Origin of the sequence: Enterovibrio norvegicus, from assembly GCF_002876705.1 — a bacterium.
GTDB lineage: Bacteria > Pseudomonadota > Gammaproteobacteria > Enterobacterales > Vibrionaceae > Enterovibrio > Enterovibrio norvegicus_B.
This window is the reverse complement of sequence record NZ_MDAG01000090.1, coordinates 118,044-127,651: the sequence shown is the minus strand read 5'-3', so window position 1 is coordinate 127,651 and position 9,608 is coordinate 118,044. Positions and strand designations below refer to the sequence as shown.

The 9,608-nt window shown below is 47.2% G+C and carries 7 protein-coding genes; 3 read left to right on the top strand and 4 right to left on the bottom strand.

Features of this window, described 5'->3' with window-relative positions; translation table 11 throughout:
• Together BCT27_RS25315 and BCT27_RS25310 are read right to left on the bottom strand one after the other, a co-directional pair.
• The coding region (locus BCT27_RS25315; RefSeq protein ID WP_133153401.1) for a peptidase associated/transthyretin-like domain-containing protein at positions 1-446 on the bottom strand (446 nt) is incomplete at its 3' end.
• Between the two features lie 333 nt (positions 447-779).
• On the bottom strand, positions 780-2,105 hold the full coding sequence (locus BCT27_RS25310) for a DEAD/DEAH box helicase (RefSeq protein WP_102397154.1): 1,326 nt from the start codon (positions 2,103-2,105) through the stop codon (positions 780-782).
• Positions 2,106-2,344: 239 nt separating this feature from the next.
• On the opposite strand from BCT27_RS25310, the gene BCT27_RS25305 reads away from it, so the two are divergent.
• From BCT27_RS25305 to nhaA, 3 genes are all read left to right on the top strand, one after another.
• Positions 2,345-2,866 (top strand): NUDIX hydrolase, encoded by a 522-nt coding sequence (locus BCT27_RS25305; RefSeq protein ID WP_102397153.1) that lies wholly within the window; start codon positions 2,345-2,347, stop codon positions 2,864-2,866.
• 85 nt (positions 2,867-2,951) lie between these two features.
• Complete coding sequence (locus tag BCT27_RS25300) at positions 2,952-3,443, top strand: DUF4442 domain-containing protein (RefSeq protein ID WP_102319456.1); 492 nt, start codon at positions 2,952-2,954, stop codon at positions 3,441-3,443.
• Positions 3,444-3,661: 218 nt separating this feature from the next.
• A complete protein-coding gene (gene nhaA / locus BCT27_RS25295) occupies positions 3,662-4,879 on the top strand; it encodes a Na+/H+ antiporter NhaA (RefSeq protein WP_102319455.1) in 1,218 nt (405 codons plus the stop codon).
• Positions 4,880-5,434: 555 nt separating this feature from the next.
• Here the strand turns inward: nhaA and BCT27_RS25290 are convergent.
• Positions 5,435-8,500: an efflux RND transporter permease subunit gene (locus tag BCT27_RS25290; protein WP_102397152.1), complete on the bottom strand. Its 3,066-nt coding sequence runs from the start codon at positions 8,498-8,500 to the stop codon at positions 5,435-5,437.
• Positions 8,497-9,606 (bottom strand): efflux RND transporter periplasmic adaptor subunit, encoded by a 1,110-nt coding sequence (locus tag BCT27_RS25285; protein ID WP_102397151.1) that lies wholly within the window; start codon positions 9,604-9,606, stop codon positions 8,497-8,499. The genes BCT27_RS25290 and BCT27_RS25285 overlap by 4 nt, the downstream gene beginning before the upstream one ends.
• Positions 9,607-9,608: the final 2 nt, after the last annotated feature.

Sequence of the window (9,608 nt, the reverse complement as noted above, 5' to 3'; positions counted from 1 at the left end):
TCAGTGCCTGAATCTGTGCCACCGTCAGTATCGCCACCGTCCGTGCCTGAATCTGTGCCACCGTCGGTATCGCCACCGTCCGTGCCTGAATCGATGTTTTGATTATCTGAATCGTTCGTGGTTTTCAGCAACATGATAGAAAGGCTGCGGTCAGCGTTACCCACAGAGAAATTTAGACGCTTCGAGGCATAATCGTCGTGTGAGACAACAATAGAAAGGTTACCGTTAGCTACGCTATGTGCGGCCTTGCCTGCACTGTCTGTCATTTGACTTACATTATCGACAGAGACATCTGCATTTTCGATTGGTTGACCAGTTAGGCTGTTTGTTACCGAAAATGAGAGCGTGTATTGAGAAGAGTTGGAGTCGCCATCATCACCTCCTCCACCACAGCCGTACAGAAAGAACGAGATGCCGAGCAGTGTGAGAAGTTTTAGCGTATTCATCTAATGAAGTGTCCTTACGTCATTGGCTTTAGAGGAATGATGGCATTAAGAAAGCGCTTTCTTAACTGGTCGGAGTTTATAAATATTGGCAAAAGCAAAACAGCCCCGAATTGATATGATCGTAATCCGGGTCACATTCTTACCGATTTTTCATTGGTTATTTCCCAAACGTCTCTTTTATGAGTCATGTAAAAATTAAGAACTGGAACGGTGAGTGTTCAATGAGGATGCCCAACGAGCGTAAAGGCATTTAGTCAGGCAACAGGCACAAGAAAAAGACATAAAAAAAGCGCACAGAGTTGTGCGCTTAGATATTTTGCTAGAGCAGAAACCTTATTCGGTGTCTGGCGCTTTTTTCTTCTTAACCGCAAAGACTTGGTCACCCACAGATACACCTTTGTAGAAGCTCTTGTTACGTTGCTTCGGCGCATCTTTCTTCGCATTGGTTTTCTGCACTTTCTTCGCTTTCGTCGGTTTCTTCGCGAAGGTCTTCTTACGTTTTGGTGCAAGACCGGTGAATTTACCTTTCAAGCCTTCAAACGTTGCGAAGGTCATCTTCTTATCGAGGAAGCCTTCAATGCTCTTGAAGCTAATCCAATCTTTAGGACCAACAAAAGAAATTGCAGTACCTTTGTTACCAGCACGACCCGTACGGCCAATGCGGTGAACGTATTCTTCCGCGTGTTTCGGCATGTCGAAGTTGATCACGTGAGACACGTTTGAAATGTCCAAACCACGAGAAGCAACGTCTGTCGTTACCAACACTTTGTGCAAGCCACGTTCAAATTCGTTCATGATACGGTTGCGCGCGGCTTGGTTCATGTCGCCACTTAGCGCAACGGCTTTAATGCCACGGTCCGCAAACACAGTGGCAAGACGCTCGGTGTCTGCACGGGTTGCGGTGAATATCATCAGCTGTTGGTATCCTTCTTCCTCGAAAACACGGTCAAGCAATGCTTGTTTGTGGTCAAGGTGATCACACAGATAGAAACGTTGTTCGATGTCTTTGTGTTCTTCGTTCACGTAACCAATCGCAACACGACGCGGTTCATTCAGCATGTCTGCTGCAATGTCGTTCACTTGTTGGTGGTTAAGCGTTGCAGAGAACATCAGCGTTTGACGACGACGGTGCGATGCAGCGTCATTGATCGCTTTAAGCTGTGGTGCAAAACCCAGATCAAGCATGCGGTCGGCTTCATCAAGAATCAGAAGTTCCAACCCTTCAATGCTGAGGTGGCGGTGCTCTAGGTGATCGGCAAGACGGCCTGGTGTTGCAACCACGAACATTGGGTCTTTGCGGAATTCTTTTGCTTGATCGTTGAAGTTCTCACCACCCAGGATCAACACGCCTTTATATTGCGTGCCTGCAAGCAGTTTGCGTAATTCGCCAAACACTTGTTTCGCCAATTCACGGGTTGGTGCAAGAATAACAACGCGGGGATCGCGGCGGCTTAGGGATTTCACGCGCATTACGCGCTGAAGTGCTGGCAACAAGAATGCGAGTGTTTTGCCGGAGCCAGTTTTAGACGACGCGAGCAGATCTTTTCCTGCTGTAACAACAGGAATTGCAGCTGCTTGAATTTCAGTAGCTTCACTAAAACCCCAATGCTCAATTGTCTTGATAAGGCGTTTGTCTAAACCTAGGTCTTCAAATTGCAAGGTAGTACTCCAATGATTTCTTTTTATACAGGGAGTTATTGAGTTATCTATACCCGTCAACCCAAGGCGACTCCCATGGAAATTAGGCGCGAATACTACCATATTTCTGCAATATCCCGCATTTTTTATTGTTCGTGATCACACTTTTATTGCCATCTCACGAAACATTCTTCAGGAAATACATCTTTCGGGGGTAGCGTGAGCGTATTATCTGTTTTTAAGCCAGTAAGTTATTACTCATGCCAGACCCTAAACAACTTTACGCGTGGAAGCGCTTCACGCTCGAAGAATCAACACACACCTTGCCCAACGGTGTCATCACTAACCACATTACCCTTGAACACCCCGGTGCTGTGCTGATTCTGCCCGTCGCAAACGATGGAAAACTGGTGTTACTCAAGCAGTATCGCCCTTCCATTCGCCGTTGGATTTATGAATTTCCCGCAGGCACCTTAGAGTCTTCAGAATCCCCCTCGGTTTGTGCAGTGAGAGAACTGGCAGAAGAAGCCAGCTTACAAGCAGAAGAATGGCATGCGATTGGCGAGTCATTACCTGCCCCTGGGTTTTGCAATGAAACACAATATCTCTTCGTCGCAAAGCTGTTATCACCCTGCGAAGCGGAAATGGATGAAGACGAAGTCATTGAGGTTGTGCATTTCTCAGTAGAAGAGGTTGCGAGCATGATTGCCAATAATCAAATCCAAGATAGCAAAACCATTGTGGCGTTCTGTCGTGCACAATTGCTTGGCTTGATCACATAGCCTAGGATCAAAACAACCATCACATTGACATCCGACCAGTTGAGTTTATAGAGTGAATTGTATTCAACCGCCTCAAGGACGAAGGATGAAACAATCACTGCAACACGCAAACCGAATGCTGGCACTGTTTGGCTTTTTTAAAGTGCCATTGATCTGGTATTGCCGCCCTAAGATTCTTGTGTTGAATGAAGAACAAGTTCAAATAAAAATCCGTACTCGACGTCGAACCAAAAACCACCTCAACAGCATGTACTTTGGCACCCTCGCCATTGGTGCTGATGTCGCTGGTGGTTTTATGGCAATGAGCAAGGCCGAAGCACGGGGCGAAAAAATCTCGCTGGCGTTCAAAGCGGTTACTGGAGAGTTTCTTAAGAGACCCGAAGCAGATGTCTTATTTACCTGTGTAGACGGACACGCCATTGATGAAATGCTCGATGAAACGATTTCAACCGGTGAGCGCGTTAATCGTCCCGTGAAAATCACGGCAACCTGCCCCTCAATCAGTGGCGATGAGCCCATGGCAATCTTTCACCTTACGCTCTCACTGAAAATGATCCCATCGAAAAAAACGGCCTAAATATCCAGCAGAACATTGCAGTTGTCTCAAGATGGCTGCAGTGCACTCCCTCTTCGGCACCTACGCTTAACCTAACATCCTGTGATGGAACACATGGAAGCTTTGGCAAAACGCTATTCAATGTCATGCATTTGAATTAATGTTTAGACAAGTTTTTGCCCTTTTTTCCTTTTACTTATTAGACTTAAGTATTATGCGACGAAGGATAGGAGCGCGTTTTGATTAAAAAACTGGGCGACTTTTTCAAGCTCGACACGGCCCCCGGGATCCTCTTAATTGCCACGGCTTTCGCAGCCCTTATTATTGCGAACTCACCACTTGCTCCTTACTACCTAGCGTTACTGGATACACCCATCCACATAAAGATCGGTTCCCTCGATATAGAAAAGAATTTACTCCTTTGGATTAACGACGGCTTAATGGCCATTTTCTTTCTGTTGATCGGCTTGGAAGTAAAGCGAGAATTGATTCAAGGCGCATTGCGAACCCGCTCCCGCGCTATGTTCCCTGTTATCGCGGCGATCGGTGGCATGGTAGTTCCGGTTCTCATTTTCGTCCTACTGAACATCAATGAGCCAAAATCGTTGGATGGATGGGCCATTCCTGCCGCCACCGATATTGCCTTTACCCTTGGTGTACTGGCCCTTTTCGGTAAGCAAACACCTGTTAGCCTCAAAGTCTTTTTACTCGCATTGGCCGTGATTGATGATTTAGGCGCGGTTATCATTATTGCACTGTTCTTTAGCAGCGACCTGTCCGTGATTGCTCTTTCTATCGCTGTGTTGGCAAGCGCTGCATTGTTCTATATGAACGCGAAAGGGGTGGCCCGTTTGACAGGGTATTTACTCGTGGGGGCGATACTTTGGGTTGCTGTTCTAAAATCCGGCGTTCATGCCACAGTGGCAGGGGTCATTCTTGGCTTCGCTGTGCCGCTTCGTATCAAGCACCACCGTGTGAGAAGCCCACTCCGCTATTTGGAACACGGTATCCATCCTTGGAGTAGCTTTGCGATTCTGCCGCTGTTTGCGTTTGCGAACTCTGGCGTACCGCTCAATGACTTCAGCGCTGATATGTTGTTAGAACCACTCCCGTTAGGAATTACGCTTGGGCTCCTACTTGGTAAACCATTAGGGATCAGCGCCGCTTGTTACCTCGCCATCAAGACTGGGGTGGCAAGCTTGCCCAAGGGCGTGCATTTCATGCATGTGGTTGCTGCATCTATTCTCTGTGGTATTGGATTTACCATGTCGATATTCATCACGACATTGGCCTTCCCAGGCGCTGACAACCATGCATTGGTCGACCTATCTCGCATTGCCATATTTATCGGCTCTATCCTCGCGGCGGTGATCGGCTACTTGGCCTTAAAATACACCTTTGAGCAAAGTTCGCGTTCAAGTTCAGAGAAAGAAGGTACTGCTGATGAATCAAGCTAGCGTGCTTTAACGCGCAGAATAAGACCCGCCGAAACAAACAACGCCAAGCACAGTGCTTGGCGTTTTCTTTACACCTTCCCTACTTTGGAAACCGCTTAGCGTTTGACCAGTTACCATGTGTGCAACTTTTGAGCATATTTAAGTAAGGAATTGACAGCATTTAGCGATCCTTTTTCATGCATTTAATTGATCATGCAACTTCAATTATATGGATCGATGTCCCCTAAATTGCGTTCATTCTTAGATGGTTAAGACAAAAATCCTGTCAAGGTAGAGTCACATTAAAATTTCATCAAAATGTCATTGCTTGACTTTTTTGTAAGCCGCGCTGGGTAAGCCTTCACATGATTAATCTACCGAGTTATCAACCATTTCTGTGGATAAAAATTTAGTTATCCACACCACCCATGCGCTCCTATCTTATTGATATAAAAAGCTTATTTTTTAATGGCATTTCGTTGTTTTTTTGACCGTTTTTTTGGATGTGACGACGAGCACCCTTTTAAAATGAAAATAGCCTGCATGATGCAGGCTATTTTCCCGTTAAAAGACGGATCATACAGGATGATATTTTATCCGATAAAAGAGACGATAGAGCACAGGAACGACGATCAACGTCAGTACTGTCGCAAAGCCCAAACCAAACATGATAGTGACCGCCATTGGTTTAAAGAAAACATCAGGCAGTAATGGAATCATCCCCAATACGGTCGTGATTGCCGCCATGCAGACAGGCCGCACACGACTGACAGCCGCATCAACTATCGCATTGAGTTCATCTTTCCCGCTTTCCATCTCAATGTTGATTTGGTCAATCAAAACAATACCGTTTTTAATCAGCATACCGGACAGGCTCAAGAAGCCCAGAAGTGCCATAAAGCCAAATGCCGTGTCCAACAAGAGTAAACCTGTTGTCACACCGATAATGGCAAGCGGCACCGTCAGCCAGACAATCATAGAATCTTTCACGGAGTTGAACAGGAACACCGTCACCAAGAACATGAAGAGGTAGCCCATCGGCATGGTGGTGAACAAGCTTTCCTGTGCATCACCGGATGATTCATATTCTCCACCCCACTCTATGCTGTAGCCTTTTGGCAATTCAATGGCTTCAACCAAAGGTTGAATGCGCTTTTGCAACGTCGCAGCCGTGACATCTTTCAATGGATCTGGGTCCGCAAACACGGTTAATGTGCGCTTACGGTTCTCACGAACCACGAGCGGATCTTCCCAAATCACTTCATAGCCAAGAATCACTTGTTGCAAAGGAATGTAATCTTTGAGCACAGGGCTCCAGATTTTCATGCCTTCGATGGTTTTCACGTCCACACGTTCTTGTTCAGGCAAGCGGGTTACGATTGGCATTAAAGTCGTGCCATCTCGATAAATACCCACATTGAGACCAGAGAACGCCATCATCAGGAGTTCATCAACGTCTGCTTTGGTGATCCCATATCGACGTGCCTGACTTTCATTGAATTGCGGCTCGAGAATCTTCGTGCGTTCACGCCAATCATGGCGAATGTTCACCGCATCCGGGTCGCTGTTCAAAATGTCTGTCACTTCGGCTGCAATCGAGCGAAGTACCGTCGGATCAGAACCAAGGATACGTGTTTCAATCTTCGAACCAGATGCTGGCCCTAGTTCAATGCGTTTCATTTTGTATTGAAGGCCAGGGAAGCCCTGGTCTAGGTGATCACGCACTACCGCCATCGAAGGCAACACAGATTCATAGTCCTTCACGCGAATGATGATTTCACCGTACGCCGAATAACTTTTCTCCGGTGCATACGTCAACATAAAGCGTTGAACCCCTTGACCCGCACTGGTAGAAACATGTTCGACATTTGGCTGATTTTGAACCCAAGCGCCAATCTCGATCAGGTTTTCTTCCGTTGCACGAATGTCTGTACCTTCTGGCATCCAGATATCCACCATGTACATAGGCGTAGTAGATGACGGGAAGAAAGACTGCTTCAGCAAGGTGAACCCGTAAAGGCTTGCGGCTAGCGCAGCAACTAACACCACGATGGTGACACCCGTGCGGTGCATGCACACGCCTAAGAACTTACGGTACAGCACGAACAACATGCCATTGTATGGATCAACGTCTTCTTCACCTTCAGCCTGCACTTCTTCTTTAAAGAACATGCTGGCGAAGAAGGGTGTCAGCGTAATGGCAGTAAACCAGCTTAGCATCAGAGAGATGAGCAGCACTTGGAACAAGGTGCCACAATATTCGCCGGTTGCATCAGCAGACAAACCAATGGGAGCAAACGCGGTCACTGAAATGACGGTTGCCCCCAGCAACGGCCACTTGGTTTGGGTAACAATGTCTGAGGCGGCCTCCGTCCGGGTTCTTCCCTTCTTGAGGCCGATGAGTATCCCCTCGACCACCACAATGGCGTTATCCACCAACATCCCCAACGCGATAACCAATGCACCCAAAGAAATACGTTGCAGATCGATGGCGAAGTACTGCATGAAAATAAAGGTGCCGAGCACAGTCAGCAGCAGAATCAGACCTATCAATAAGCCAGAACGCAGCCCCATAAAGCAAAGCAGCACGATAATCACGATGGCGACCGCTTGACCCAAGCTCACCACAAAGCCTTTCACAGAGGTATCAACTTCTGTTGGCTGGGCATACACCACACCAATGTCGATACCAATAGGTTGGTTTTCCTTTAGCTCAGCGAGTCGACGATCAACCCGTTCACCCACTTCGACCACATTGACGCCTTGTGCAAAAGATACCCCAAGGTGCAACGCTTCGCTGCCGTTATAACTCAGCAAGTTACTCGGCACTTCCTGATAGCCACGTTTAATGTCCGCGACATCTTTCAGGTAGATAAGCCCTTCTTGCCCAGCTTCGTTAATGATCAAATTGCCCAGTTCTTCCACACTGGTGAATTCACCCGTTGGGTGGATGCGGATGTATTCATCGCCAATGCGTAATGCGCCCGCGCTACCAACTAAGTTTTGCGTCGCTAAAAGGTTATCGATGGTATCTGGCGATAAGCCGAGGTTTGACAACCTGCGCATCGAGATTTCGATAAAGACTTGTTCTTGCTGTGTACCCGTGACTTGAACCTTGCCCACGCCTTCAACAAGCTCAAGGTCTCGGCGGAGAAAGTCGACATAGTCTTCGAGCTCTTGATAAGAATATCCCTCACCAGAGACCGCTAATAGCACGCCGAACACATCACCGAAGTCATCTATAACCTGTGGCGTGTTAACGCCGGGAGGCAAGCTGCCACGCAAGTCATTCACTTTTCGGCGTAATTCATCCCAAATTTGCGGCAAATCATCAGGGCCAAAGTTGTTCTTCATGGTCACGGTAATTTGAGATAAGCCACGACTCGAAATCGAGGTCACTTCATCGACATAGACAAGTTGCTGTACCGCCTTCTCGATAGGGTAAGTAACTTCTTCTTCCACTTGCTGTGGTGTTGCACCTGGGTAGCTGGTCACAATCAATGCATCTTTGATCGTGAACGCAGGATCTTCTAACCGACCCAATCCAAAAAAGGCTTGGGTACCGCCAATAAGGAAGATCAGCGTCAACATCCAACTGATTACCTTATTGTTTATAAAGTAACTGGCAATCGTCTGTTTCATTGGTCAATGTCCTTTTTCTCGATGACGTTTACTAACTGATCAGCACGGAGGCGATTCACACCCGTCGAAACAATACGATCGCCCGACGTCACACCTTCGATAATTAAAATGCCAGAAGGCGTTAAATTACCCACCGTGACTTTTCGCTTCTCTAGCGTGTTGTCATCTTTCAATTTCCAAACAAACTTATTGCTCTTGTCTAAACCATCACCGTCTTCGTTAAACACGGTTTCAATCGGTACTTCGATGAGTTGCGCCCTGTCGTCATACAGACTGATTTCATCCACCAACACTTCGACTGTCATGCCGTCTAGAATGAACTTGTCTTTTGGCATCGGCATGGTCAGTGTCACCATGAACGACCCTGTTTCAGGATCAGGCTGGGCAGTAAACTCTTTCACCGTCGCACGATATTCCATGCCATCGTCGGTTTGCACTTTAGGACGAATGTGTTGCGTGTTCTCTTCACGGCTTTTCCCGCCATTACGCGCAAACAACACATCCGGCACCTGAATGCGCACATCCACCTGACTTGCATCGTGAATATTCAAAATGGTTTGACCAATTGACACATTTTCAAAGGCTTGGGTTGGCACACGACTGATTACGCCATCCACAGGAGCGGTCATTTTGGTGTAAGACAATTTGAGTTTTGCCAAATCTAGATCCGCTTTTGCGATCTGTCGTTGAGCAGCCAACTCATCAAATTGAGATTTCGCTAGCAGGCCTTTTTCAACCAGCGGCTTAGAACGACGGTATTGGCTGTCTGATACGTTAAAACGCGCTTGGGTATTGTCCACTTCAAGCTGATAGCTCGTTGGGTCGAGCGATGCGAGCACATCACCTTTCTTAACGATATCCCCCGGCTTCACGTTAATGGCGTTAATCTCACCAGCTACCAAGAAAGATAATTCCGCCCTGTCGGCAGCCGCAGCAATGGCCGGAAAATGCAAACGTGCGTCATTTTGGCCATCGCCAATCACTAAAACATCGACATTTTGCGGCGCTTTATCCGTCGCCGAAGGCGCTTCATTACACCCAACAAGAGCAATCGCGATCGCTGGCACCAAGGATTTGATGGCAAATTGATTGATACGCTTCATCATTT

Excerpts from the sequence above, each read along its gene's own strand:
- BCT27_RS25305 (WP_102397153.1), top strand. The coding sequence starts at position 2,345 with ATGCCAGACCCTAAACAACTTTACGCGTGGAAGCGCTTCACGCTCGAA.
- BCT27_RS25300 (WP_102319456.1), top strand. The coding sequence starts at position 2,952 with ATGAAACAATCACTGCAACACGCAAACCGAATGCTGGCACTGTTTGGC.
- BCT27_RS25290 (WP_102397152.1), bottom strand. The coding sequence starts at position 8,500 with ATGAAACAGACGATTGCCAGTTACTTTATAAACAATAAGGTAATCAGT.
- BCT27_RS25285 (WP_102397151.1), bottom strand. The coding sequence starts at position 9,606 with ATGATGAAGCGTATCAATCAATTTGCCATCAAATCCTTGGTGCCAGCG.